The following is a 24,934-nucleotide window of genomic DNA, read 5'->3' on the forward strand; positions in this document are numbered from 1 at the left end:
ACTTTTCCGTGAAAAGATATGGCCGTTAGAATACGAGCTCTTTTCAGAGGTATTTTTATTATCGGAATTTTAATTATTTAATTTTAAAGGAGCAATGACATGCCTCACACACCACCAGCCTCACCTCGAGTTGGAAAAAAAACTGAAGAAGGAAAAAGTTTAAACAGTTCACAGGACAGTAGTTTTGATGAAAACAGTTTTGACGAAGGTAGTTTTGATGAAAGTGGTTTTGATGAGCGCGTTGAAGAGAATTCCGAACTAAGCGCAGATGAAAATGCCGAATTTAGCGCAGATGAAGATAATGAACAAACTTCCGAAGAGAGCTCGCAACACACTTCGGAGTCTAGCGAAGAAACACAATCCCCACATAATAATGCACAGCGAAGAAATGCTAACACGCTCTTTGGTTTTGCTCCACGTGCCCCCCAAGTCTATGTTTGTGAGCATGGCCATGTACATCTTATGGATTTTATTAATGAAAACACAATGGTTTTCATCACTTTAAATGGCGGACCAGATCTAATGCGTCTAATGGCACTTGCATCACTATTGGAGGCTCTAGGTTTAGGCGAAGAAAATGACCTGGAAGAAAATGTTGCCCAACAAACTGAGCAAAAGCAGGAAGAAGAACCAATAAAAGTGAGCGAAGGAGAAGTTCAAACAGAAGATGAGGAAAGCGAGGAAGAATACAACGAAGAATACAACGAAGAGTACGGTTACAGTTACTTCAAAATGTAAGCCGAAATTCCGCAGCCTTGGCTGCGGAGTCAACTATTAATCTAGCCTAAAAAGAACATTTCTTAATCTCATGCTTTTCTGATTTTCCAGAAGAGTCAGGATTGATAATCAACGCCAACTTCCTATATCATCGCACCAGAAAATCGCCTCTAAATATTTTAAAAAGGAATTATTAATGCATATTAAATGGATATTAATTGGATTCTTTGCTTCAGTGGCTCATGCCAATTTACCTTATTTTCCATTAGACTTTCCCAGAGATGAGGCTGCACACTATCAAAACATACCATACTCATTTGAGCACATGATTGAGTGGTGGTATTTCAATGGCAAATTAGTTACTGATGAGGGGCGGAATTTAAGCTTTGATGTTGCATTGTTTAATGCTGCTATAGAGGTAAAAGGACGTGTTTATACACAACCCATGCTCCATATGCAACTTGCTGATTTGGATAAGAAAATTGGCTATGGAGTTGCTAAAGACTATCTTCTTAATGAAGGTAAATTTGCTACTGACAAATTAAATATTATTTTAAAAAATGATTACAGCTTACAAAAAAAAGTTCAACAAGGAAAAGAGGTTTATTTGCTGAAAGCAGAGGGTCGTCAAAATAATACGGTGTTAAAATTTAATCTAACTCTGGAGCCACAAGCATCGTTTTTCTTAATCAATGAAAATGGACTGATGCCAATGGCTGATAACACCAATTCATATTATTATTCCATACCCCACTTCAAAACAACGGGAACGCTTAAACTCAATGATAAGACGTACCAAGTTAACCAAAGCCCCGGTGATGCTTGGATGGATCATCAATGGGGTGATTTCAATCTTGATTCAAATGGATGGGAATGGTTTGGGGTGCGCCAGAATAATGGAATTGTTGCCAATATTTTCCTTATTTTCAATTATAACGACAACAATGTAATTGGCGGTTTAGCAAATGTAATTCTTCCTTCGGGTGAAAAACGATTTATTTCTTATCAAGATATGGAAGTAGTTCGCGAAGATTATTGGCTTGACCCGGCATTATCAATTCTTTATCCCACTACATACAAGATTAATATACCTAGTATTGGATTGTCATTTACTAATATTGCCGCTTTTCCAGAGCAGGAGCAACATGGTTATTGGGAAGGATATTGCGAGGTTTCAGGAAGCTATAATCAGCAAGAAGTTACAGGTTTTTCTTATACAGAAATAGTTTATCACAATCCAACCTTATCAGTTCTCTCCGGTATTGAGAGTAAGTTAAGATCGGAAAACAGTGGATTTAAATTCGGCCCCATGCGGTGATTAAATCAATTTGGGGTTACTAACAATAGAAGACTGAGTGCAAATGAGATTATTAATAAAGGCAATGATGAAGCTTTTTATGTTTTTTCCTTTCATAGCGATGGTGCTTCTCCTTAAAGCTATTGTGGTTAACGGAGCCCCTGAGTCGAAAGAAATTCAACTTAAGGTAAGTCAACTTGCAGAAATCAATAAAATAGGTACAAAGGTGGACTCGTCTCAATTACCAAGTCCTTATAATGAGTTATTAACGCCACCTCTAATGACTAAAAGCATAGAAAAATATTATGCGCGCAGTGCAATTATAAAAACAATTTTTGCAGCCCAGGATCTAGATAAAAATACTTATCAACGTGCCATAGTTATGTTTATTGATAGCAATAAAGAGAGAAATCAACCTGATTTCGCACAAACAAAAAAAGAAGTGACTGTTGTTGAGTTGGCTTTTATTACAATGAACTTTAATGAGCTGCCAAATAGTATGATAGAAGAAATACTGCATACGAATACCCCTTTTGGTAAATTGCTAGGTAAGTATCAACTACAAATACTTACCCAAGATCGAACATATTATAAGATCAGATGTAACAGTGCATTGGCATCATTAATTCATTGCAATTTAAATGATTTTATTTATGGGCGCACAAATACCATTATTAGGTCTGATAATAAAAAATGGCTGGCGCATGTTGTAGAGATTTTACCTAACTCCACTAAGGGGGGTAGGTGATGGCGGATAATGCCTTCACCTTAATTCCTAATGGGCATTAAGATTAGGAAAAACTGTTGCTCCCGCGAAGGCGAGAACGCATGTTGCAAATCACTCATCACGTTTTGAAATAAATAATGAATCGATGCTTTTTGCTGCAAAGTCGCTGTTTACAACGAAGACATTCGGGTTTTATTTATCAACTAATAGGTTGGAAGATTACTCTTGGTATCATTTTGAAAATTAATTCCATGATTTAAGGGTTCGCTATAAACAAGAACCTGTTTCTCCGATGAAGCAGAAAAAACTCCATGATGCCCAAGAAGTGCAGCCACATTTTCAGGAATACTTTGAGATAGTTGATAAATGTTCCACACATCAGGAATTGGATAAGTTTGAGTTTTAATTAAATCAAGTGTATTCATTCCCGTTTTGAATGATCCATCAGCTTTTAAGCGTTGAAAACTGTTCATCCCACGAATTAACTCAGAGATAAATTCTTGGATAGTATAGCCTTCAATCATATTTGGATTATCAAGTATGGTGGGAGAAAATCCATGGCGTACCAATTCTCGATTTAAAAGGAGGTTACAAAACAATCTGCCATTGCAATCGCTAAAGGGATGAGTCAGCTCTAATTTCTTGCAAAAAATAATGATGGCATGTAATAGATCTTGTGGGTTCTCAGCATGGGTGCAAACCGTTGACTCATATTCTTCTATTATTTGCTCGATGACAGTATCTAAGCGTTCTGTTTCTATACAAGTCAATGCATCAAACCCCAAAGATCCATGCTTTGCTAATGTACATAAGTTATTAAACTGCGTTAGGTGCTCGATATAGCCAAGAAAAGTTAAAGTCCTCAATGACAGTCCAAAACTAGTCCGATATTTTCGATACATACCTTCAGTATTATTCCAAATAATATTTTTAGCACAAATAGAGTGTATTTTCTTAAAGTACTCAGGGGTTAATGGTTCTGTCATTGTTTCTTTAGTATACAACCAGGCTTGGTATAGTTGATTAATACAGCCCTTTTCGCGTGCCTCATAATTACTCCATCCTGCTTCTTGTTGATAACCATCCATAAAGAGACGCCACAATTCAATCTCAGGAAAATCCTGATAAAAATAGGCTATATTACCTTTTTGTTCAGGATGCCAATAAATTTCTAGTGAGCGTGCAAGCTCTTCTTCACTTAAAGTATTTCTCTGAAAGTGCGGCCAATTAAATTGGCCTGAAGCATACAACTCCATTACTAAGCCAATGAGCACTTGATTCCCATGTATTGCCCCAATTAATCTGCGTAACTCCAATTCGCTGAGTTTGCTTGCATATTCCCTAATAAATAAAGACAACTCTGGGATAAGTTCTTGTAATAATTCAGGAGCCTCAGCTATTTTATCCAGGGCTGAGGCTGTCCACACAGTATCACCATATTCAGTTTTTTGTTGAATTGACTTTATAAGGGATAGTGGATTTTTTTCAAAGAAAATCCGAAAGGCAAGTAGAATATTTCTTTTATTTTCCTCCGATAATTCCAAAATATAGCTTGGTAATATACCAAATAATTCGGCAATGACTGTATAAGTCTGGTGATCATCAGGCTGATTGATGGCTTCAATATCAGCAGGATCGGTAATAGAAGCAAGAATAAATTCACGTAATTCAGTTTCCTCACCACTAATGTGTCCATAACAAATTCCTCGGGCTATCAACCGCAAGGGAGTATCTAATTTAGGTGTTAATTTAAAGTTATTTAGTTTTGATTGATATAGAGGAGAAATTTTCATAAATTAAGTAAGGATTTGCGCGGGGTATTTATTGTGCAGCTAGTTGCATTATTTGTCAATGTTTAGAGTTTTCCAAACAAAATGAGCCTGAAGGGCTGATAAATTTTATTCTAAGACAATAAGGGCAAAGTATAGTTAATGATTAAATAATTAGTGAGTTTTCAGCAGATTTGTGTAATGTGCACAAGTTCACCGAAAGTTACAGTGATCCTAATTTTTTCCTATGATGGGAGAGAGGATTCTAGGTCTAGGCATAGCAAAAAACAAATTCTGGCATATGTCTCTTCTCGACTTGGGGAGAAGGTGCCCATAAGGGCGAATGAGGGCAAAGGATTGGAAGATAATCACTCTGATTTTCTTCCAATAACTATTTATGAATGCGTATTAAATGTTTATTGTGGTATTATAAAAATTCAAAATGATGTCAATGAATCGAGATTTTATATTGTCCAGATTGGGACCTCAATCATTTAATAAATATTGATGGAATGCGGTGATTTATGTTGAACCAAAAAGTAACCAAACCTTTTCTGATTATTTATATCAGTTTTTTATTTCTCGCAACTTTTTTCATCGTTCCTACCATGACAAGTTTTTATTATTACGCCTGGGGAAAACATTTAGCTTGGTCTTATTTTGACGGGCCCCCCATGATTGCCTATTTTTTCCATATTTCTAGGGCAATTTTTGGTGATACCTTCTTTTCAATTAATATCATCGGTTTTTTATGCTTGATTGTAGGTGCCTATTATATATACAGAACAGGATGTCTCTTGCACAATCAGCAAACAGGACTAATTAGTGCGCTGATATGGGTCGTTTTGCCTACAACCACAGAAAGTATTTTGGTACGTGTTTTATATGATGCCCCTTTGAATTTATTTACGATTCTGTCCTTTTATTTTTTTGCACGTTACATTTCTTACAAGCGCATTCTTGATGTGTATCTTTGTGCTTTGTTTATCGGAGCTATGATTTTATCTAAATATACTGCTGTGGTGAGTGTATTGGGACTATTGCTGTATGTTATTTTTTCCAAACAGCGGCAACTTTTTAAAAGTGTACATTTCTACTTAGCCTGTCTAACAATTATTCTAATGGTTTCTCCTGTTATCTATTGGAATATCAAACACGATTGGATATCAATTACTTATTTATTACATTTTCACAGTCAAACTCAAAATCATACTACTATATTCAATAGTCTCTTAAAGCTAATAAGTACATTATTAATCAATTATTCAGTTTTTCTATTGTTGACTGTGTTGGGATGGTTCAAGTATCGAAAAAATCAAAACACGTGCAATAACCCAGTTTTGGAGTTGACTTATGCAGTATTATTTGTCGGATTATTATTTTGGTTCATATCAACTCTATTGGGTGGAAGTGCCCGTGCAATTTACTTGACGCCACTAGGAATGAATATCGCCTTAGCAACAGGGTATTTTGTTACAAAATATAATTACCACCGTTTTTTTAAAATCAGTTATCCAGTTTTTTTAGTCTTTAGCCTTGTGATGATCGTTATTAATTCATGGCCAATCGCAACCTATATGAAAAAAGGTAAGCTTTACACCGTGCTACAACAAGCGATTAAAGAGCCTGAAATCATTAAAAAAGGACAGCCTGTAGTTGCTGGATATTATACTAATGCTGCAGCGTTGAATTTTTTTATGCCCAATGAGTCTGTTCACGCAATTCCTTGCGACGAGATTAATCAATATCAATACTGGGATGATGCTTTTTTAAAGGCACTATCCAAGGGAGAAATTGATAAAATAACCTATTTTGATTTTAAAGATACAAAGCAATGCCCAGAGCAATTTTTTAATCAATGCCAATCGGTGGCAACATTATCTCATCTTAAGATTATTCCAGTAATTCACAAATTGACTAAACCTAGGTATTTGTATGTGTATGAATGTTCATCTCCACGCATGCAATTTGCTAATGCAAAGGCATGAATCGAGGAATGTAAACACAGAAGCAATGTTGCATGAACTCGAACGTCTCGAGTTACTCCTTGGATTTATTTATTCGTTCTAATTTTTTCGATTGCGCTCGTAATCTTATAACGTAATAATACATTCTGAATTCAACTAGCCGCAAACATGTTGTGTTTGTATGGCTTTATTTCTTTAAGGATGATAAATGAAACAAAAACTGCTTATTGGATTTACAGCTGTCTCCCTGACTTTTGCAAGTATATCGCATGCTGATTTTACTTTTTATTCTGGTTCAAGTAATTGTGAAGATATTCCTGGAAATTGGAGCGGATCAGGTAAGGCTTCTAATTGGTTGATAGGGGAATGTGTCTATAATGGAGCAGGAACCGTAGGGGCTTTGGATAGTGCTGGCAATTTTCCCATTGAAGTGAATGCAGACAAACGTTCAGGAAGTATTATGTGTCCAAGACATAATACCACGAAACTGCGTGGGATTTGTGTTAATGGAACAGTGACCATTAAAACAGAATACGGTAACTTGAATGGTATTTTTTCAAAAAATTCAGGAAGCGCGAACGGAAAACTTACTGTTTCTCCAGGCATGGATGTCGATGTCGCTATTCAATTTAAGCGTGTTGGTTAAATGGTTTAATCGATCAGTAGGTGAGAGGCGTAAGCATTTACGACCTAATTACTGAGCTGCTGTATTTGGCACATCTTGCGCGAAAATAACGCTTCGGAGGCCTCATATACTAAATGTATGCTGCATTTCCTCAGCATCACTTTCGCGTAACCTGCGCTCCAAGATTCAAGTATAACCCCTGAACGATTACGCTGGGGCGAAATTTAGTAGTCTTGATCTAAATTTCACTTCACTGCGCCTAGACTTACTTTATAGCAATAAGCGCCTTTTTAGTTTAATGATTTTTTTAAAGTCACTATGTGCTGATAGGCTTCATTTATTCGTTCCTGGCTGATTTCTCCAGATTTTACTTTGGCTTCAATTATATTAATGACTTGAACTGGATCTTGTGTTGGAACAGATAAATTATTACCAAACATCAGCATATCTGCCCCAGCATTGATAGCCAATACTAAAGCTTGTTCAAGTCCATAATTATCGCTAATCGCCTTCATTTGCATATCATCAGTGATAATAACCCCTCGGAAATGGAGCTGATTTCGGAGAACATCAGTTAATATTTTATGGGATAGAGTTGCTGGCATGCCCGATGGATCTAATTTACGGTTCACAATATGCGCTGTCATAACTACACCACATGCCTCAGGCGAGTTCAATAAGAATTCATATGGTTCTAATTCATCAGTTTGCCAAGTATCTGTAACGTCCACAAAACCCAGATGTGAGTCTCTGGTAGAGCTACCATGTCCAGGAAAGTGTTTATAAGCACATTGAATTTTTTGATTTAAGAAATGATGAGAGTAAATGCTCGCATAGCGTATGACTTGCTTGGGAGCCCTCGAAAAACTTCGATCTTTTTTTCCAATAACTGGATTATTAGGGTTAACATTTACATCCAGTTCTGGGGCAAAGTCTAAGTTAAATTCTGCCATTTTTAGAGTATGAGCCATAGATTCAGCAGTAGTTCCTGCTTCTTTAGGGCTTCTTTTGCCGACCTCAGCGGCTGACAACGTTTTAGGAAATCCATATTGCGCTCCTAAACGATTGACTTGCCCACCTTCATAATCTATAGAAATTAGAAGAGGTAATTGTATGCGATGATGTTTTAAATTACCTTGTTTAGCAAAATATTGGAGTTCCTGATTCAGCTTTTTTACTTGTTCTGGGTTTTCAATATTTTTGTCAAACGTTTTTGTATGGTAGTTGTAGTCAAATAATATGACGCCGCCAATATTATTATCCTCAATTATTTTTACTATTGAGGATTGAGCATTAATTCTTTTACCCTCAAAACCAACAAGAAGCATTTGGCCAATTTTATCGCGTAAATTCTCTTCGGTTGCAATACCACCGAAACAGCTCGCGGAGTAAAACAAAGTGAGTAATAATGGAAAAAAATAATTCATATGTGGCCTGTAAGTTTACCAAAAGGCTAAAATTTTACCACTTAGGGCTGTTTTTTTCAATCTGTAGCTTATTTTGTCTCAAATAACCTAGGGTATACCTAAATGATGAGAGTTGCTATTATCTCTCTAATACATAATTAAATAGTGTAGGTATATGCTATGACTACCGTGAGTGAATACTTTAATGAGAATTGGCAACGTTATCAAAGCGCGATTAAAAATAACATGTTATTTCATCGGGAAATGTTGCAGGCGTTACAAAAATTTCTCTTGACTCATATAGGAAATCGCCCTTTTTCTTTTGTGGATGTTGGATGTGGCGACAGCAGTACAGTTGTTTCTGTACTTGCAACCACTTCCATCGAAAAATATATAGGCATTGATGCAGCACAAGATGTTTTAAAAATGGCAGAAAATACACTGGATCCACTTAATTGTGAAAAAGAGTTCATTGCAGATAACATGACGGTCGCTCTTCCTCGTTTGCCAGGTCCAGTCGATGTGATTTTCACCAGTTATGCCGTTCATCATTTATCCTTACACGATAAAAAAAATTTCATTGCTACATGCAAACAAAAATTAAACCCTAATGGCTTTTTGTTAATGGTTGATGGTGTTCTCAAACAGGATCAGACACGGGATGAATGGTTGGATGCTTTGCAATCACGTATGGTTGAAACCAACCCTGAAATCACTGGTGATGAGATTGTTGCACGGATGGAGCATCCGCGCGCTGATGATTACCCCGAACACATTGATACCTTTGCGCAAATTGCCCGCCAGCAATCTTGGAGTAATTTTCAAGTCCTTGTAGACAAGGGAATATTTGCTTTTATGACCTTTACTAAATAACCTTTTTGCCTGGATGTGGCGCAGCAAACTCGGGGATTATTGGAGCATTCCATAATCCCGGTACAGAAACTATGTAAACAATTGAGCTTTTATTGCATTTATATAGATTTTATCAATTATTCCTATAATCAGTGATGCAGGGCCTGAAGCACCACTTGAAGTTGGTCCAACGCATTCGGCATAAAAATGCACTGCATTTTTAGCAGCTAAAAATGGATCTTTGATTACAGAATTAAAAACACTAATAATTGCCGAAAGTAAATTACTTATCCCAGCTACTTTTTGCACCAGCTCAGAATCAAAATTAAATTGATCGATTCGATCTGCGCTGACTACTAGATGTCTTTTTCCACTGACAACCACTGATAGATTATATTTTTTTGATAATGATTTCGCATTTTCTATTATTACTTTATCTTCAAGAAGATGGTTGCTATCTTGGATTACTAGGTCGCCAGTCACCAAACTGGCAACTTCATTAGGATAGCCACGAATAATTGAAATTTGATGCTTTTTTATCATGTCTATTGCAACATCTGTTCGGTATCGACTTGCACCCGCTCCGACCGGATCTAAAATAATAGGAATATTTTGCTGGTTTGCTATCTTACAGATGTAATTACTTAGTTTAACAAACGCATTATCCAATTTACCTAGATTGATCACCACGGCTTTGGAAATTCCCAATAATTCTTCAACTTCCTCTTCTGCGCTACACATTAATGGGAATCCACCGATACTACGTATTCCACTTGCTACATATCCCATAGGAAAATAATTGGTGATGTTTAATATAAAAGGTTTTTGTTGTCTTATTTTCCTTAAGGCTTCATTTATTTCAGGTGTCATGAAAAAGTCCATTTTTCAATAAGGTTAATTGAAATTACTTTAGCGCACTTTTTGAATTACAACTACTGAATTGATGAGTCAAGTAAATTCTTAATACTACATACAGTGAGTATGAAAAGTACAGTTCATTTAACAGGTGATGGTTTGCTTTTTCAAGTAAGTCGAACTAAGTTTAAATTCTATGGACGGAATTTTAATCTCAAGGAGAGTATAAATGTCAAAACATAATAAATTTAAAAATGAGTCACAAGATGCACGTCGCCATGATCAACAACATTCTGCTCATTCTGATAAAATGAAACCTACTCATGAAAAATCTAAAGTAGAATCTCATCCTAATAAGAAGAAATAAATCAAAATAATTGTTATGATACAGGCCTTACCTTGCGCAAAGGTAAGGCCAATTGAAAGATTATTAATAGCAACGTAATTGACCCCAAACATTTCGCCAGCAGCCTGGATGATATGGAGCTGGTCTTGCATTAGGTCCTGGGCTATTGAGTACGCACATACCATACATATTCCTATGATATCCATGTCCGCATCCTTGAGCTGCGCTGGCGATGGACGTATAACCTACAGCAAAGAATAATGAACCGACTATAACAGTTGTACGTATTATTTTTGAAATACATGAACTTGTACTCATTACTTCCTCCTTGGTTTTACTTTTTTTTTTACTCAGCTTAAGTATAGAGTTTATTTTTTGAAATGTATAAATCTAAGCCAAATATATATATTCCGTTTCTATGTGGTTTGAAAAAAACCAAATGCCCTCGTTAAAATAGTGCTTTTTGACCCGCGCATATTCTAAGTACATGTTTCAAATTCCTACCATTCATCATCCCATAAGCTTAATTGTTTGCATGCTCCTTCTTCCTTTTTACAAAACTTCCTTATTTCTAAATCATGAGCGGGTTCAATATTTAACTGATATTTTTTTTACAAGCAAGATGAAATCGAGTTTTTAAAAGATTGGCGTATTCTCCTTCGCCACGCATACGGATTCGGAGAGAGTCATTATGACTAATTACCGATTTGGAATGTTCGGGGAATAAAAATGTTTCTAAAGGAGGAAGGATATCTTCTTCTATATCCCAGCCATCAGCAAAATGCTCACGTGTTTGTGGTTCAAATCGGCCATCTGGATTACTAAGAGCACCTCGATTTTTAATGGTCTGAGTGGGTTTCATAACGACAGGGAATAAATCAAATGCAGGCTTATTGTAACATATGCTCAAAGAAACAGAGGGAATGAATCGCAGACAGTTTTATTCTATAGGTCGGTTTATTACCGAGGCGGTCATTCTCGAAATGCAGGTTAGTTTTTCTTGTTCATTAAAGATTTTAACTTGCCAAACTTGAGTGGAACGTCCCAGATGAAGAGGGGTGGTAATTGCTGTAACTATCCCTTCTTTAACGGAGCGAATATGATTGGCATTTATTTCCAAACCGACACAAAAAAATTGATTCACATCAATAACTGAGTTTGCTGCTGTACTGGCTACTGTTTCGGACAATGCGACATTAGCACCTCCATGAAGAATACCTATAGGTTGCCTGGTGCGTTCATTTACGGGCATGGTTGCTTTTAGGAAATCATTGCCTATTTCAATAAATTGGATGCCAAGAAATTCAGACATAGTATTTTGTCCAAATCGATTGAGATCTTCCAGGGTAATTTCTTTAAACCATATAGCCATTTTTAACTCCTTTTTATTAGGGGCTTTTTCATTTCTACTATTATGTTTGCAAAATGTAAAATAACCTAAAATAAGATAAACTTTATTTATCCAAAAACCAATAAGAAATTTTTATGACAAATCAAGCATGTATGAAATGTTATATTTCGGGAAAAGTCCAAGGAGTATGGTATCGCGCCTCAGCACAAAGAGAAGCAAGGAAGTTGGATATTACAGGATGGGCGCGAAATCTGGATGATGGGCGCGTAGAAGTTTTTGCTTGTGGTAAGGTTGACAAGTTAAAACAATTTTATGCATGGTTAAAGGAAGGCCCCCAATTTGCTGTTGTAGATGAATGTACTTATGAAGAATTCATTTGGGAGGAATATCAAGGGTTTGATACCTTTTAAGTAAAACTTAATCTACCTGGGTGCAGCGAAGCGCTTTCACCCAAGTTTAGAGTATAACTTAATAAAATGTTCTATGGATTCAATTAATCGAAAGACCTGATCGGGTACAAATATTTCAAGTTGTGCAAAGACATGGATCATTCCTTTAAACTCTTCTAATTCAACAGAAACTCCTAGGCTTTCTATTTTTTTTGCAAAAGCGATTGCTTCATCAAATAGAGGATCGTATTCAGCAGCTGCAATATAGCAGGGTGGTAATAATTCCAAATGTTTAAAATACATTGGTGATGCTTGAATTCGATCTGCACCATTTTTGAAATAATTGTCAAAATACCATTTAATTTTTTCTCGTGTGAGTAAGAAACCTTCTCCATTGCGTTGATATGATTCATAGTTCATAGAGAAATCTACAGAAGGATAAATTAATGCTAATCCTTTAATCGCATGATCACCTTGTTCTTTCATTTGATGGCAGACCGAAAGCGCTAAATTTCCTCCAGCACTGTCACCTGCTAAAAAAACTTGTTGGGTATCTACTTGAAACTCTTTGAGTAACTCAACTCGTTGTTCAAAAACTGAGATACAATCTATTAGTCCTGCTGGATATGGAAATTCTGGAGCTAAACGATATCCAACAGAAATAACCACAGCATGACTGGTAACAGCAATTCGCCGGCAAAGTGCATCATGTGTATCGATACTTCCAGATAAATGTCCACCACCATGAAAATAAATAATTAAGGGTAATTTTTTTTGTGGCGCTGGATGATATATTCGTGTCGTTATCTCATGTTCAGCACATTGCAACACTGGATTGCTGATCAGAGGAACAAATAATTTGGGAAGGGCAAAAGCCTCAGCTGTCTTTTCAGCAAGATCACGCACTTCCTCAGGTATAAAGACAGCAGGTTTTGTATTGGTCAAATCCAAAAAATTTTGCAGCGATTGTGGTATATGACCATTTACCATTGCTGTCTCCCTCCACTGAGCTAAAGAGCCAAATATTTAATCTGAATCACCTGATAACACTAACTTATTATTTACTTTTAGAGTTTTTATCAATAATAGCCCAACAACAAGCAGCCAAACGATACTTAAAATAATAATAAAACTTAATAAAGGATTGACCATCAGATAGCCCATAACTATGACACCGAGTGTTGCAAAACACATATTAACAAAACTCATCATCGCTGCAGCACTGGCTTTGTCGCTCAGCGCATTAGAAGCAACAAATGAACCGCCTGAAAATAGGAAACTACTAAATAAATACAGGCTGGCAGTAATTAGGAAAAACCATAATGAAGATTGACTTCCAGTGTGCCACATCATCAATAAATTAAGTATCCCAAGGGCAACGCCAAAAAAGCCAATGGCAATGAGTCGATTTGCTGAGAAACGAGCAAGTAATTGTTTGGCAAATAATCCTCCCAAGAGCATGCCAACAATGTTGAGAATATTCCAATAACCATACTCCGCTGCCGAGAGTTTCAATAGTTCTTCTGCAATTTGAGGTCCCGCAGCAGAAAAACAATAAGATATTGCTGAACAACAGCCTACTACTAATGAAAAAATTACCAGTTTAGCAGAAGCAAGAGCAGCATAATAATCACGGATGATCGTCAAGACATGTATTGATTTGGGCTGAGTCAATGTTTCACTAAATACACAAGTTCCCCAGAGCATGATTAATCCATGTATAAGCAATATCCAAAAACATCCTTGCCAGTGAAGATATTCAGTAACTAATCCACCAATTACCACAGCGATTCCAATGCCAAGAGCAAAGGACAATACAGAATATGCCATAGCAGTTTTACGCTGAGTTTCGGGTAACCATTCATTAATTAACATGAATGTACAAGCGAGTCCGCTGGCAGCACCTAAAGCCGTTATTAACCGTCCCCCAACAAGCAACCAATAACTTCCTTGTAACAATGCGAACAAGCAAACGACGATTCCAAGTAAGTTAATCACCAGTCCAGTGCGTAGAGCCTTTAAACGTCCATATCGGTTAGCAAGTGGTGCATAAACTAATTGACCTGCTACATAACCAATCAAAAAAGCGGAAACTATCCATTCGATAATGCCCGGACCTAAAGCATATTCAGTTTGAATTTTTGGTAAAGCAGGGGTGATAATCGCTGCAGAAACTGATGCAATGGAAATGTAGTTAAGCAACCAAAAAAGATTAAATGAGGATGTTTTTTCTGTTGCACTCATGACTGTCCTTAAAGTGACTTTAAAATAAAGGGGGTTTATTGTAAGCGCTTCTTCATCTTAGTCAACATATTTCTTGGGAGTTAGTGTTTGTGATTCATCATGGAGTGGTTATGATTATAAACACAAAATGTAAGTTTAGGTTGATCTTATTCTATAGGTGCTTTGCGGAATGTCCTGACGGTTTTGTTTGTTTTATTCTCAATAATTTCACCGCGAATATCATCAAAGTGGCTATTAACTTGAATTAACATCCAGGTATAAAGCTTATCGAGATCATCTCCTGTTTGGGTCGCGACTCTTTCTTCTTTACAGTAAACATGTGCAGTAAATTGCTTGCTCATTTTAAGAATCCTTTGATCCAAACTTATATATAAGCTTAGCTATTTTTATCGGATTCACCACGTTATAAAGGGATATATTGAACTATAATTTAAATAGGAGAGTTATATATCAGGAGATTGTTATGGGTACCAATTTTTTAGCAGCAGTACTAGGTTGGTATCTGGTAATTGTGAGCCTGCTTTTACTTGTACGACGTGACATTGTAGTTACCGCAATGAGGGAATTGATGTCGCAACGAGCTGTCATGTTAGTTGTTGGTATCATGACCTTAATTATTGGATTATTAATGGTTCTTAGTCATAACGTATGGGTAATGGGATGGCCTGTCATTGTTACAGTTTTTGCTTGGCTAATACTGATTGGCGGCTTATTTAGGCTCTATTGTCCAGATACCGTATATAAAATTTGGAATAGAGTGATAGATAAATCGGAACTATTTATCACGATTGCTGTCATCACATTAATCATTGGCCTATTTTTGTTGTACAAAGTTTATTTTGGTTGATGAAATGATATAAGCTTGGGGAGCAATGAATCCTCCGAGTTTATTCTGTATTTCGCAGCTATATTTTGAGCCGCTTGGTGAAACGGCTCAAATAAGTTTGGACTAATTAATACATAAATGATCCAAGTGATGCGGATTCAGATCTGTACTCACTATAAAAATATTTCATATCCTCATAAAGCTCCTTTAATTCTTCTACATCATACATTCCTCTTTGAGCTTGTTTGTTTAACTGAATGTATGTTTCAATAAAATCTTCTATTTTGTATTTTATTTTTAAATCGCTCAGGTCTTCGGTTTTTTTGATTTCGATAATGAAATCATCCAATTCAGTTTTAATTTTTTCATACTCTTCTTTGCTTCCTAGAATTTTCACTTTAGTTTCTGATTTATTAAGGGATTGATACAATAAATAGAGTGCAAGCAAGCCAATGGGAACTAAAATAATAACTCCAAGATATACACCTGAAAGATCTGTATGAGATTGCTCATTTTGCGCACGACATACAGGCATATCCTGATCGACACAGGCTGCTATGGCAGGTGGTTGCTCTGCTGGGAGTCGGCATATCGATATTTCGGAGTTCAAGTTGGGAGGGCAAATGTCTACAGGTTGATTTTTGTTTGACTCAAAAAATGAGGGTCGTAGTTTAGGTTGGTGATGAGGTGGTTGCTGCGATTTTGGTTGTTGTAATAGCTGTAATTTTTCAGGTTCTTTGGGGGGATTCAGCCCTTTGATAGAATATTGAAATGAGATCCAGCGGTGCATCGAATCCATTAATGCATTTAATTCCTGAGCTTGTCCGGCAAGTGTTGCGAAATCAGTATCCTTCATTTTAGGACCATTTAAATGAGCAATAACATAATTGACTTGTTGTTTTAGTACTTGGTTCGTTTTGGAAAGATCCACTGTTGTGGACGGAAATTGTGCCAATGTATCTTGATTTGCAATAAAGGTATTTAACTTTGTTTGCTCAGAGGTTAACCATTTTTTGATTAAGGATAAATTTTGTTCCTCTTGAATCGCTTTATGATATGCATTTGTATTAGCGTGGATAACTTCTTCAATATGAATTGAGGATTCATCAATAAAATAGTCAATTTGTTTCAGTAATAAAGATAATTGCTCCTTAAATTGAAGAACCGTATACACTTCGCCCGCTTGCCCTAATAGATCCATAGTATGAGTAATGACTTTTTGAAACTGGTCGAGTTCATTTAAATCCGTTATTGCTTTAGCATAATTATCTAATACGTTATCTTGCATATTTACTAATTGGAAATCAGGACAGTTTTTAAGTTGGTCCGCTGTTAGGTGCAATTTAGAAATAGGGCTATCTACGATTGCGGTTGAACTTTTCCCACATTCTTTTACTGCTTGAGTAGGGTAGGCTTTTAAATCAGCAGGTTTATCGATTGCGAAGGTATAGGGATGAGGATTAACCGGATTTGCATTTAGAGCAAAATGCAATACTCTGTTCCGCGTGGTGGATAATTGTTCAATCGTTTTTGATAATTCGCCAAGGCGATCTCTTAATAATTGTGATTCAATTCTGTGGGTTAATTGCGGCTGAATTTCATCATCAATTGTACTGCGGAAATTGGCCAAAAATAATCGATCCGAACCTACAAACGGAGAGATATTTTTTTCAATAGTCCGTACGTAACGAGTGACTAACTCTAGTTGCTCGCTTGTTTGCTTGATATTTGGATTTTGACTTATTCCCTTCAGTATATGATTAAGATCCAACAAGAAGAAATTCATGGGTTGATTTAAATGATCTTGGCGTAAATCCTGATTTCTTAATAATAAATAATCACCAGTTTTTTGCATTAATTGATACAAAGCAGACCATTGCAGGCGTTGACTATCAATAGGTTGGACATGAAAATCATCTCGGGTTAAAGCGTGACGCGTCTTGAATGCATTAGAGTAAAACCAGGAATGCTCATAAACATTGATTAAAGCCTGGGAATCATCAGCGAACCAGGAACTGGGGTTAGCTAAATAATCAGGATGAATCCCTGAGTTGGCGCGTGCTTTAAGTATCCATGCTCTTTGCTCTAATTCTTCCTCGGTATAACAGGACTCTGAATGGAGCCAAAAACGAGAATGATGAGGTTGGGGTTGATATGACGCGTAATACTCCTTTTTTTCCTTTGCCATACTTCTCACTCCTTGAGATTTAGAATAACCGGAAGGTTATTGTACGGATGGTAACTAAATAGAATATTTTTGAGCCAATTAATTTGATAACATTCTTTAGGTGAATATGCAACAATAAGAATTGACATTTGGAATTGTGGTGCAGCATTCGGATTTTTGTTAAATTATATTTTTTAACTTAAATGAGTAACTTATGCCTTCTTTTGATATTGTCTCTGAAACAAACATGGTTGAATTACGTAATGCGGTTGATAATGCTGTGCGCGAAATGGGTACGCGCTTTGATTTTCGGGGTGTAGAGTCAAGCATTGAACTTAAAGAACTGACGGTGACATTACGAGCTGAAGCAGATTTTCAAGTTAGGCAATTAGAGGATCTATTCCGTAATCATTGCAGTAAACGCAATGTTGATGCTTCGGGAGTGGAAATAGAAGATGAGCCAGTGCACAGTGGAAAATTTTATTCCTTAAATATGACTTTTAAGCAAGGAATCGATCAACCAATAGCTAAAGAGATTGTGAAATGTATAAAAGATTCCAAGATTAAGGTTCAGGCGTCTATTCAGGGAGACAAAGTTCGTGTAACAGGTAAAAAGCGCGATGAATTGCAAGAGACAATCGCTCTTTTGAAGAAATCAAACATCAAATTGCCATTGCAATATGAGAATTTTCGAGATTAATTTTTGAAATACTGTCAGAAAAATTTTCTTCTATAAAATGGGGGAGAAATAGTAAGCCCCTCATCCGTTTTGTCGGCACCTTCTCCTCAAAGGGAGAAGAGACATCTGTTTGTTGAATAAAAAAACTCTATTAGTATAACTCGGTTAGTTGAATAAAAGGTTCCCTCTCCCATTATGGGTGAGGGAGATAGATATCTTAGTTTAATTCACAATTTCATCAATTTTGGCAGAAATCCTTGCTGATAAATAAGGATCTTTTTTTGCCAGGCCACGGGCTACTTTAAGTTGAGCTACCGCTGCTCTTTTTTGTCCCTCAAGAAGTAAACATTGAGCCTGAGTAAAATAGGCATAACTTTTTTGATGTGATTGCGCTTGGGCTCGAGCTAACTCGCGACACAAAGGAAGATCGTGTTTATATTTTCTGCTTCCTTTAAGCAAGATACCGGTTGCTTTCTCATTTTGATTCGCAGCCAACAAACCTTGAGCGTATGCCATAAGTGCAGCGTAATTGTCCGGATAGTTTTTTTGTATTTCTTCTAATCGAGAGAGTGCTGCTTTATGTTGGGACATTCCTGTTTCAGCTTGCGCCATAGCAATTTGAAAATAGAGATTATTATTTTCTGCCAATAAAGGAGTCAAAATAGTAGCTGCTTTTGCATAATTATTATTATTAATTAAGGTAAGGGCATGGCCATATTGACAGGCATGGGCGGGAGTTCTTTTGTTGCATTGATGCTCATAATAATCAAATAACGTCTTAGGATCTTGAGTTACAGATGTGCGGATTAATTCCTTAACTAAAGGATACTCAGGAGAATCTACATGTTTTTGGGGTGAAGATTGTGCGATACGGTTTTCTGCTTCAGCTATCCTGTCTCCATCCAGCGGGTGGGTACGTAGAATGGCAGGTACGTTTGCTGTGTAGTAATAACGTGAATTTTCCTGCATTTTTTTAAAAAAAGCAGCCATACCTTTGGGGTTATATCCAGCTTTAGTCAACATATCAATACCGATCCTATCCGCCTCTTTTTCTTTGGAGCGGGTAAAATTGATATTGTCTTGTGAGAATCCTGTTAAGGCTCCCATCATTCCAGCCATTCCAACTGTGGGATTAATTACTCCTAAAGCAGCAGATGCCAGTATGGACGCAAGCATAGGAACACGCATTTGTTTTTGATGTTCGATCATTCTGTAGAGATGATGCAAACGTACGTGTGCGATTTCATGGGCCATTACCCCAGCAAGCTCACTTTCAGTACTGGTGGTTAAAATAAGTTGTGAATTGATACCTATATGTCCACCAGGACCTGCAAATGCATTGATTTCATTTGATTTTACTATAAAAAAATCAGGTGTTTTAATATGACCCGCATGAGCAAGGTTTTTCCCAATGCGATTAATATATTGGCTTGCCAATGGATTTCGTTCTACGCTTTCTGATTGATTGATTTGTTGCACGAATTCTTTTTCCAGTTGTTCCAACTCACTGGTTGAGAATGGAGACAGACCTTCGGCAAAAGAAGGCTGGGCAAAAATACTCGCTAACAGTATCCAACATATGCTTTTCTTAATTTTCAATTTAATCATTAGGCTACTCAAAAATTGAATAATTTGTTATCATTCACACATCGTAACTACTCATCCTCTCTCGTTATCCCGCCGTTTGTCCTTTGGGATTACGCCTATTTAGTGTTGAGCAGTTACCTTGCATCATAGAAAGGTACTTAAACAATGCACAAAAAGTTTTTGCTCGCAGCACTTGAACAGGCCCGGATTGGACAAGGCCATTGCGCCCCTAATCCCTGTGTTGGCGCGGTTGCTGTGCAAAATGGAAATATTATAGCACAAGCAAGTCATGGAGGTGCAGGGACTCCGCATGCAGAACAATTATTGTTAACACAGATTCCTCCTAAAATGCCAGGGGTTTGTCTATATATTTCTCTTGAGCCATGTAATCATTGGGGAAGAACACCACCTTGTGTTGATGCGATTATTAATCATGGAGTGGAGGAAGTTGTTTTTGCTTATTTGGATCCTAATCCAGTTGTAGCTAAAAATAATTCCTCAGAAAAATTACGTGCCCATGGAATTAAGGTGACGCATTATCCTGTAGATGAAATTACCGAATTTTATAAAAGTTACTCCTACTGGACTGTAACCAAAAAGCCAAGAGTAACAGTGAAAATTGCGCAAACGCTAAATGGTAAAATTGGACGCTCGGTAGGGGAGCGTGTTATTTTGTCGAATGCTTTATGTGAAGAGTTCACGCATCAAATGCGTGCTGCCGCGGATGTGATTCTTACTACTGCCAAAACAGTGGGTCTGGATAATCCCAAGATGAACGTGCGTTTAGGCCAGGAAGAACAGGCAAAGCCTGTTGCAATTATTGATAGGCAGTTGAGTCTTGGCCTACAATCTATAATTTTTTCAACCGCGGCTCATTGCCATGTGTATCATTGCAATGAGCGAGAAGTTTCTTATCCTAACAGTACTTTGCATTTCATGCCCATGAAAAATGGAGTAATGGATTTAGATGCTGTGATCAGCCATCTTGGTGAGCAGGGATATCATGATGTTTGGGTTGAAGCAGGAGGGGCCCTTTTTAGTGCACTGCACCAAGAAAGGTTAGTTCATCGAACTTATTTATATATTGTTCCAAGTATTTTGGAGCACGATGCAATTTCAGCATACCAGCAGAGTGGGATATTTGACCGAGCGCATACTATTTCTTGGCATGCTATGGGCGACAATATGATAGCATGTCTGGATTGGCTGGAGGATTAAATGAACACTGGATCAAATGAGGTCGCGTTATGAAGTATTCATTAGCTACAATAGAACACGCAGTGGAAACACTCAAAGCCGGTAAAATGGTTATTTTAATGGATGATGAAGATAGGGAAAATGAAGGGGATCTGGTTGTAGCCGCTGATTATGCAACGCCAGAAGTAATTAATTTTATGTCTCGTCATGGTTGTGGTTTGATCTGCTTGTCTATGGCTGATGAACTAATTGATAAATTACAATTACCAATGATGGCGCAAAACAATAGGTCTCCTTATGGTACTGCATTTACTGTATCTATTGAGGCCGCAGAAGGTGTATCAACAGGTATTTCCGCTAAAGATAGGGCTCAGACTATTAAAGTCGCAATTGCTGCTGAGAGTGGCCCTACTGATGTTATTTCTCCAGGACATGTTTTTCCTTTGCGTGCCAAGAAAAAAGGCGTTTTAGAACGTCCTGGACAGACAGAGGGTAGTGTTGACTTAGCAAAACTCGCTGGTTTAACTCCTGCCGCTGTAATTTGTGAAATTATTAACGAAGATGGCACCATGAGTAGACGTGATGAATTGGTTGCATTTTCCGAAAAATATAATATTCCTCTGGTAACGATTAAAGATTTGATAGAATATCGAATTCGTCATGAAATGTTAGTCAAAGCGGCTGCTTCAACACGTATTCCTTTGCAAGACAAAGGTGATTTTAATATGACTGTTTTTGCAAATGAACTTGATTGTGCAGAACATTTTGCATTGGTGAAGCCGCCTATATTTGCTAATCGCGCGCCTCTAGTGCGTATTCATTCGGAATGTATTACAGGTGATATTTTTGGCTCTTGTAAGTGCGATTGTGGCAATCAATTGGAACAGTCTTTGTCCCTGATTGCGGCTGAGGGTGGTGTTTTAATCTATTTACGCCAGGAAGGGCGAGGAATTGGTTTAGCAAATAAACTAAAAGCTTATGCCTTGCAGGAGCAAGGTTGGGATACCGTTGATGCGAATCATCAACTAGGTCTTCCTGCAGACAGCAGAAATTATGCAGTTGCCTATCAAATAATTAAATATTTTGGTATTGATGCAATAAGATTATTAACCAATAATCCATCAAAAATTGCTGCTGTTGAATGTTATGGAGTAAAGGTTATGGAGAGAGTGCCTTTAGAAATAGAACCTACTAAGGAAAGTCACAGATATTTAAAAACTAAGAAAGAGAAAATGGGGCATTTATTGGCGATAACTTAGGTCAGTGTTTTGATTCGTTTGTAGCCACGGTATATTGTAGCCTGGGTGCAGCGTAACGGAACCCGGGTCTTAATAAATCCAAGTTCCGTTACGCTGCACCCAAGCTACAATGGAATCCGAATTCTCTATTTCTCTACTGAACAGTACTTAATTAGCAGGATACAAGGTCAATTATGACAAATTTTATTTTTATTACAGGTGGTGTGGTATCTTCCTTAGGAAAGGGCATTGCAGCTGCGTCGCTCGCTGCAGTTCTCGAGGCACGTGGTCTTAAAGTAACACTGATTAAGCTTGATCCCTATATTAATGTTGATCCTGGAACCATGAGTCCATTCCAGCATGGGGAAGTTTTTGTGACCAATGATGGTGCAGAAACAGATCTGGATTTGGGGCATTATGAGCGTTTCGTAAATTCAACTATGACAAAACGTAATAATTTTACTTCAGGGAAAATTTATGAAAATGTCATTAAAAAAGAAAGAAGAGGGGATTATTTAGGCGGAACGGTTCAGGTCATTCCCCATATTACTAATGAAATCAAACGATGCATTAAATTGGGTGCTGATGGTTTCGATGTGGCAATGGTTGAAATTGGTGGAACTGTAGGTGATATCGAATCATTGCCTTTTCTTGAAGCAATTCGTCAAATGCGAGTTGAATTAGGTTCCCAAAGAACTTTATTCATACATCTGACGTTAGTGCCTTATATTGCCACTTCTGGTGAGACGAAAACAAAGCCAACCCAGCACTCAGTAAAGGAATTGCGTTCTATAGGTATTCAGCCGGATATTTTGATTTGCCGCTCAGAAAAAGCTTTGCCTATGTCAGATAGAGCAAAAATTGCATTATTTACCAATGTGGAAAAAGAAGGGGTTATTTCGCTCGAAGATGCGCCGAGTATTTATCAAATTCCAAGAATATTGCATGAGCACGGACTCGATGAAATTGTTGTGAAAAAATTGGGACTTGATGTAAAACCTGCCGATTTAAGTGAGTGGGATCGTGTTGTGGCAATGAGTGCCGTTCAAACCGCGACTGTAAAAATTGCTATGGTCGGAAAATATATTGAATTGAATGATGCATATAAATCGATTAATGAGGCTTTACTGCACGCTGGACTTCATACTCAAACAAAAGTCGAAATTGTTTATTTGGATGCTGAGTTAATTGAAACTCACGGTGCTTCGCTTTTAGAAGGTATTGATGCGATTCTTGTCCCAGGCGGTTTTGGGGAGCGTGGTGTTGAAGGTAAAATTAAAGCTATCCAATATGCTCGAGAGCATAAAGTTCCTTTCTTGGGAATTTGTTTGGGAATGCAAACCGCAGTTATCGAATTTGCCAGAAATGTTGTTGGTTTAAAAGAAGCAAATTCTACTGAATTTAACAAAAATACCCCATATCCTGTCCTTGGATTAATTAATGAGTGGATGGATGCGGATGGTTCAAAAAAACTTCGTGATGAACATGGTGATTTAGGTGGTACAATGCGTTTAGGGGCGCAAATGTGCCAATTAGCAGAGGGTACATTGGCACGTAACGTTTATGAAAAACCTCAAATAATAGAGCGCCATCGTCATCGTTATGAGGTTAATAATAAATATGTAGAAAGCTTGGTTGAACATGGGTTGATTATCTCCGGACGTTCAGCAGATAATTCTTTGGTTGAAATGATAGAATTATCCGATCATCCCTGGTTTTTGGCATGCCAGTTTCATCCAGAATTTACATCGACTCCAAGAGCAAGTCATCCACTGTTTAAGCAATTTGTACTTGCTGCTCGCAAAAAACATCAAGGAAACAATCAAGAATGAAATTATGTGGATTTGAAGTAGGTATAGATAAGCCTTTATTTTTAATTGCTGGACCGTGCGTCATTGAAAGTGAAGAACTGGCTTTGGAAACCGCGGGTTATTTAAAGGAAATCTGCAAGCAATTGCAGATTCCTTTTATATATAAATCTTCGTTTGATAAAGCAAACCGTTCTTCTATATCCAGTTACAGAGGCCCTGGTTTTGAAAAAGGATTATCTATTTTAGAAAAAGTAAAAAATCAGGTGGGTGTTCCTGTTTTAACTGATGTTCATGAAGATACTCCATTGTTGGAGGTATCGAGTGTTGTGGATGTGTTACAAACTCCAGCGTTTCTATGCAGACAGACTAATTTTATCCAGAAAGTAGCATCGATGAATAAGCCTGTTAATATCAAAAAAGGGCAATTTTTAGCTCCTTGGGAAATGAAACACGTGATTGCCAAGGCAAAGGCATGCGGTAATGAGCAGATTATGGCATGTGAGCGTGGTGTAAGTTTTGGATATAATAATTTGGTTTCTGATATGCGTTCTTTAGCCATTATGCGAGAAACTGGTTGTCCTGTTGTCTATGATGCAACGCATTCGGTGCAGTTGCCGGGAGGAAATAATGGGGTTTCAGGTGGACAACGCGAGTTTGTTCCTGTTCTTGCTCGTGCTGCAGTAGCTGCAGGTATTTCAGGATTGTTTATGGAAACTCATCCTGATCCAGATAAGGCCTTGAGTGATGGTCCTAACAGTTGGCCTTTGGCTAAAATGAAACCCTTGCTGGAGTCATTAAAGGCGTTGGATAAAGTATATAAAAATACAGGGGAAATTGAGTAATCAATTTCTTCCTTCTACATCCCATGGGATTGGCATCATGCT

Annotated in this window: 25 protein-coding genes; 14 read left to right on the top strand and 11 right to left on the bottom strand. The window is 37.3% G+C overall.

The window, feature by feature from the left end; genetic code table 11:
- The first annotated feature begins 99 nt into the window (after window positions 1-99).
- The 3 genes from DGG96_RS02355 to DGG96_RS02365 all read left to right on the top strand — a co-directional run bounded on the left by DGG96_RS02355 (window position 100) and on the right by DGG96_RS02365 (window position 2,762).
- A complete protein-coding gene (locus DGG96_RS02355) occupies window positions 100-738 on the top strand; it encodes a hypothetical protein (protein ID WP_110141417.1) in 639 nt (212 codons plus the stop codon).
- Window positions 739-913: 175 nt separating this feature from the next.
- Complete coding sequence (locus DGG96_RS02360) at window positions 914-2,035, top strand: lipocalin-like domain-containing protein (RefSeq protein WP_110141418.1); 1,122 nt, start codon at window positions 914-916, stop codon at window positions 2,033-2,035.
- A 43-nt stretch (window positions 2,036-2,078) separates the two neighbouring features.
- Window positions 2,079-2,762 carry a hypothetical protein gene (locus DGG96_RS02365; RefSeq protein WP_110141419.1) on the top strand — a complete coding sequence of 228 codons (684 nt, stop codon included), beginning with the start codon at window positions 2,079-2,081 and terminating at the stop codon, window positions 2,760-2,762.
- A gap of 182 nt (window positions 2,763-2,944) precedes the next feature.
- On the opposite strand, the gene DGG96_RS02370 is transcribed toward DGG96_RS02365, so the two are convergent.
- The gene (locus tag DGG96_RS02370) at window positions 2,945-4,534 is read right to left on the bottom strand and encodes a Fic family protein (protein ID WP_110141420.1); all 1,590 of its coding nucleotides are present in this window, start codon (window positions 4,532-4,534) and stop codon (window positions 2,945-2,947) included.
- A 500-nt stretch (window positions 4,535-5,034) separates the two neighbouring features.
- On the opposite strand from DGG96_RS02370, the gene DGG96_RS02375 reads away from it, so the two are divergent.
- Window positions 5,035-6,498, top strand: a complete 1,464-nt coding sequence (locus DGG96_RS02375; protein ID WP_110141421.1) for a glycosyltransferase family 39 protein — start codon at window positions 5,035-5,037, stop codon at window positions 6,496-6,498.
- A gap of 187 nt (window positions 6,499-6,685) precedes the next feature.
- The gene (locus DGG96_RS02380; protein WP_110141422.1) at window positions 6,686-7,123 is read left to right on the top strand and encodes a hypothetical protein; all 438 of its coding nucleotides are present in this window, start codon (window positions 6,686-6,688) and stop codon (window positions 7,121-7,123) included.
- A 269-nt stretch (window positions 7,124-7,392) separates the two neighbouring features.
- Here DGG96_RS02380 and DGG96_RS02385 read toward each other — a convergent pair whose 3' ends face one another.
- Window positions 7,393-8,529 carry a glycoside hydrolase family 3 N-terminal domain-containing protein gene (locus DGG96_RS02385; protein WP_110141423.1) on the bottom strand — a complete coding sequence of 379 codons (1,137 nt, stop codon included), beginning with the start codon at window positions 8,527-8,529 and terminating at the stop codon, window positions 7,393-7,395.
- Between the two features lie 159 nt (window positions 8,530-8,688).
- Between DGG96_RS02385 and DGG96_RS02390 the strand changes: the two genes are divergently transcribed.
- Window positions 8,689-9,381 carry a class I SAM-dependent methyltransferase gene (locus DGG96_RS02390; protein ID WP_110141424.1) on the top strand — a complete coding sequence of 231 codons (693 nt, stop codon included), beginning with the start codon at window positions 8,689-8,691 and terminating at the stop codon, window positions 9,379-9,381.
- 69 nt (window positions 9,382-9,450) lie between these two features.
- Here the strand turns inward: DGG96_RS02390 and thiM are convergent, their stop codons facing one another.
- The gene (gene thiM, locus DGG96_RS02395) at window positions 9,451-10,230 is read right to left on the bottom strand and encodes a hydroxyethylthiazole kinase (protein WP_110141425.1); all 780 of its coding nucleotides are present in this window, start codon (window positions 10,228-10,230) and stop codon (window positions 9,451-9,453) included.
- 214 nt (window positions 10,231-10,444) lie between these two features.
- On the opposite strand from thiM, the gene DGG96_RS20725 reads away from it, so the two are divergent.
- Window positions 10,445-10,582 carry a hypothetical protein gene (locus DGG96_RS20725; RefSeq protein WP_165831566.1) on the top strand — a complete coding sequence of 46 codons (138 nt, stop codon included), beginning with the start codon at window positions 10,445-10,447 and terminating at the stop codon, window positions 10,580-10,582.
- Window positions 10,583-10,645: 63 nt separating this feature from the next.
- Here the strand turns inward: DGG96_RS20725 and DGG96_RS02400 are convergent, their stop codons facing one another.
- The 3 genes from DGG96_RS02400 to DGG96_RS02410 form a co-directional block, all read right to left on the bottom strand.
- Window positions 10,646-10,879 carry a GCG_CRPN prefix-to-repeats domain-containing protein gene (locus tag DGG96_RS02400; protein ID WP_110141426.1) on the bottom strand — a complete coding sequence of 78 codons (234 nt, stop codon included), beginning with the start codon at window positions 10,877-10,879 and terminating at the stop codon, window positions 10,646-10,648.
- Between the two features lie 277 nt (window positions 10,880-11,156).
- Window positions 11,157-11,423 carry a hypothetical protein gene (locus DGG96_RS02405; RefSeq protein ID WP_233590487.1) on the bottom strand — a complete coding sequence of 89 codons (267 nt, stop codon included), beginning with the start codon at window positions 11,421-11,423 and terminating at the stop codon, window positions 11,157-11,159.
- 78 nt (window positions 11,424-11,501) lie between these two features.
- Window positions 11,502-11,933, bottom strand: a complete 432-nt coding sequence (locus DGG96_RS02410; RefSeq protein WP_110141427.1) for a hotdog fold thioesterase — start codon at window positions 11,931-11,933, stop codon at window positions 11,502-11,504.
- A 113-nt stretch (window positions 11,934-12,046) separates the two neighbouring features.
- Here DGG96_RS02410 and DGG96_RS02415 point away from each other — a divergent pair, with 113 nt between their 5' ends.
- Entirely contained in the window at window positions 12,047-12,322 is a 276-nt protein-coding gene (locus DGG96_RS02415; protein WP_110141428.1) for an acylphosphatase, read from the top strand.
- A 36-nt stretch (window positions 12,323-12,358) separates the two neighbouring features.
- On the opposite strand, the gene DGG96_RS02420 is transcribed toward DGG96_RS02415, so the two are convergent.
- The 3 genes from DGG96_RS02420 to DGG96_RS02430 form a co-directional block, all read right to left on the bottom strand.
- Window positions 12,359-13,291, bottom strand: coding sequence for an alpha/beta hydrolase (locus DGG96_RS02420; RefSeq protein WP_110141429.1), 933 nt, complete (start codon window positions 13,289-13,291; stop codon window positions 12,359-12,361).
- A 36-nt stretch (window positions 13,292-13,327) separates the two neighbouring features.
- Entirely contained in the window at window positions 13,328-14,545 is a 1,218-nt protein-coding gene (locus DGG96_RS02425; RefSeq protein ID WP_110141430.1) for an MFS transporter, read from the bottom strand.
- Between the two features lie 146 nt (window positions 14,546-14,691).
- On the bottom strand, window positions 14,692-14,886 hold the full coding sequence (locus tag DGG96_RS02430; RefSeq protein ID WP_110141431.1) for a hypothetical protein: 195 nt from the start codon (window positions 14,884-14,886) through the stop codon (window positions 14,692-14,694).
- Window positions 14,887-15,008: 122 nt separating this feature from the next.
- Here DGG96_RS02430 and DGG96_RS02435 point away from each other — a divergent pair, with 122 nt between their 5' ends.
- Window positions 15,009-15,392: a hypothetical protein gene (locus tag DGG96_RS02435; RefSeq protein WP_110141432.1), complete on the top strand. Its 384-nt coding sequence runs from the start codon at window positions 15,009-15,011 to the stop codon at window positions 15,390-15,392.
- A 106-nt stretch (window positions 15,393-15,498) separates the two neighbouring features.
- Here DGG96_RS02435 and DGG96_RS02440 read toward each other — a convergent pair whose 3' ends face one another.
- The gene (locus tag DGG96_RS02440; RefSeq protein ID WP_110141433.1) at window positions 15,499-17,559 is read right to left on the bottom strand and encodes a hypothetical protein; all 2,061 of its coding nucleotides are present in this window, start codon (window positions 17,557-17,559) and stop codon (window positions 15,499-15,501) included.
- 193 nt (window positions 17,560-17,752) lie between these two features.
- Here DGG96_RS02440 and DGG96_RS02445 point away from each other — a divergent pair, with 193 nt between their 5' ends.
- Window positions 17,753-18,238 (top strand): YajQ family cyclic di-GMP-binding protein, encoded by a 486-nt coding sequence (locus tag DGG96_RS02445; RefSeq protein ID WP_110141434.1) that lies wholly within the window; start codon window positions 17,753-17,755, stop codon window positions 18,236-18,238.
- Window positions 18,239-18,439: 201 nt separating this feature from the next.
- Here the strand turns inward: DGG96_RS02445 and DGG96_RS02450 are convergent, their stop codons facing one another.
- On the bottom strand, window positions 18,440-19,825 hold the full coding sequence (locus DGG96_RS02450) for a M48 family metalloprotease (protein WP_110141435.1): 1,386 nt from the start codon (window positions 19,823-19,825) through the stop codon (window positions 18,440-18,442).
- Window positions 19,826-19,969: 144 nt separating this feature from the next.
- Between DGG96_RS02450 and ribD the strand changes: the two genes are divergently transcribed.
- From ribD to kdsA, 4 genes are all read left to right on the top strand, one after another.
- Entirely contained in the window at window positions 19,970-21,022 is a 1,053-nt protein-coding gene (ribD, locus tag DGG96_RS02455; protein WP_110141436.1) for a bifunctional diaminohydroxyphosphoribosylaminopyrimidine deaminase/5-amino-6-(5-phosphoribosylamino)uracil reductase RibD, read from the top strand.
- A 29-nt stretch (window positions 21,023-21,051) separates the two neighbouring features.
- Window positions 21,052-22,260 carry a 3,4-dihydroxy-2-butanone-4-phosphate synthase gene (gene ribB / locus DGG96_RS02460; RefSeq protein WP_110141437.1) on the top strand — a complete coding sequence of 403 codons (1,209 nt, stop codon included), beginning with the start codon at window positions 21,052-21,054 and terminating at the stop codon, window positions 22,258-22,260.
- Window positions 22,261-22,433: 173 nt separating this feature from the next.
- A complete protein-coding gene (locus DGG96_RS02465) occupies window positions 22,434-24,071 on the top strand; it encodes a CTP synthase (protein ID WP_110141438.1) in 1,638 nt (545 codons plus the stop codon).
- Window positions 24,068-24,892 (top strand): 3-deoxy-8-phosphooctulonate synthase, encoded by an 825-nt coding sequence (gene kdsA, locus DGG96_RS02470; protein ID WP_110141439.1) that lies wholly within the window; start codon window positions 24,068-24,070, stop codon window positions 24,890-24,892. Before DGG96_RS02465 ends, kdsA begins: the two co-directional genes overlap by 4 nt.
- The last annotated feature ends 42 nt before the right edge of the window (window positions 24,893-24,934 follow it).

This window comes from Legionella qingyii, assembly GCF_003184185.1.

Excerpts from the sequence above, each read along its gene's own strand:
- DGG96_RS02355 (WP_110141417.1), top strand. The coding sequence starts at position 100 with ATGCCTCACACACCACCAGCCTCACCTCGAGTTGGAAAAAAAACTGAA.
- DGG96_RS02360 (WP_110141418.1), top strand. The coding sequence starts at position 914 with ATGCATATTAAATGGATATTAATTGGATTCTTTGCTTCAGTGGCTCAT.
- DGG96_RS02365 (WP_110141419.1), top strand. The coding sequence starts at position 2,079 with ATGAGATTATTAATAAAGGCAATGATGAAGCTTTTTATGTTTTTTCCT.
- DGG96_RS02370 (WP_110141420.1), bottom strand. The coding sequence starts at position 4,534 with ATGAAAATTTCTCCTCTATATCAATCAAAACTAAATAACTTTAAATTA.
- DGG96_RS02375 (WP_110141421.1), top strand. The coding sequence starts at position 5,035 with ATGTTGAACCAAAAAGTAACCAAACCTTTTCTGATTATTTATATCAGT.
- DGG96_RS02380 (WP_110141422.1), top strand. The coding sequence starts at position 6,686 with ATGAAACAAAAACTGCTTATTGGATTTACAGCTGTCTCCCTGACTTTT.
- DGG96_RS02385 (WP_110141423.1), bottom strand. The coding sequence starts at position 8,529 with ATGAATTATTTTTTTCCATTATTACTCACTTTGTTTTACTCCGCGAGC.
- DGG96_RS02390 (WP_110141424.1), top strand. The coding sequence starts at position 8,689 with ATGACTACCGTGAGTGAATACTTTAATGAGAATTGGCAACGTTATCAA.
- thiM (WP_110141425.1), bottom strand. The coding sequence starts at position 10,230 with ATGACACCTGAAATAAATGAAGCCTTAAGGAAAATAAGACAACAAAAA.
- DGG96_RS20725 (WP_165831566.1), top strand. The coding sequence starts at position 10,445 with ATGTCAAAACATAATAAATTTAAAAATGAGTCACAAGATGCACGTCGC.
- DGG96_RS02400 (WP_110141426.1), bottom strand. The coding sequence starts at position 10,879 with ATGAGTACAAGTTCATGTATTTCAAAAATAATACGTACAACTGTTATA.
- DGG96_RS02405 (WP_233590487.1), bottom strand. The coding sequence starts at position 11,423 with ATGAAACCCACTCAGACCATTAAAAATCGAGGTGCTCTTAGTAATCCA.
- DGG96_RS02410 (WP_110141427.1), bottom strand. The coding sequence starts at position 11,933 with ATGGCTATATGGTTTAAAGAAATTACCCTGGAAGATCTCAATCGATTT.
- DGG96_RS02415 (WP_110141428.1), top strand. The coding sequence starts at position 12,047 with ATGACAAATCAAGCATGTATGAAATGTTATATTTCGGGAAAAGTCCAA.
- DGG96_RS02420 (WP_110141429.1), bottom strand. The coding sequence starts at position 13,291 with ATGGTAAATGGTCATATACCACAATCGCTGCAAAATTTTTTGGATTTG.
- DGG96_RS02425 (WP_110141430.1), bottom strand. The coding sequence starts at position 14,545 with ATGAGTGCAACAGAAAAAACATCCTCATTTAATCTTTTTTGGTTGCTT.
- DGG96_RS02430 (WP_110141431.1), bottom strand. The coding sequence starts at position 14,886 with ATGAGCAAGCAATTTACTGCACATGTTTACTGTAAAGAAGAAAGAGTC.
- DGG96_RS02435 (WP_110141432.1), top strand. The coding sequence starts at position 15,009 with ATGGGTACCAATTTTTTAGCAGCAGTACTAGGTTGGTATCTGGTAATT.
- DGG96_RS02440 (WP_110141433.1), bottom strand. The coding sequence starts at position 17,559 with ATGGCAAAGGAAAAAAAGGAGTATTACGCGTCATATCAACCCCAACCT.
- DGG96_RS02445 (WP_110141434.1), top strand. The coding sequence starts at position 17,753 with ATGCCTTCTTTTGATATTGTCTCTGAAACAAACATGGTTGAATTACGT.
- DGG96_RS02450 (WP_110141435.1), bottom strand. The coding sequence starts at position 19,825 with ATGATTAAATTGAAAATTAAGAAAAGCATATGTTGGATACTGTTAGCG.
- ribD (WP_110141436.1), top strand. The coding sequence starts at position 19,970 with ATGCACAAAAAGTTTTTGCTCGCAGCACTTGAACAGGCCCGGATTGGA.
- ribB (WP_110141437.1), top strand. The coding sequence starts at position 21,052 with ATGAAGTATTCATTAGCTACAATAGAACACGCAGTGGAAACACTCAAA.
- DGG96_RS02465 (WP_110141438.1), top strand. The coding sequence starts at position 22,434 with ATGACAAATTTTATTTTTATTACAGGTGGTGTGGTATCTTCCTTAGGA.
- kdsA (WP_110141439.1), top strand. The coding sequence starts at position 24,068 with ATGAAATTATGTGGATTTGAAGTAGGTATAGATAAGCCTTTATTTTTA.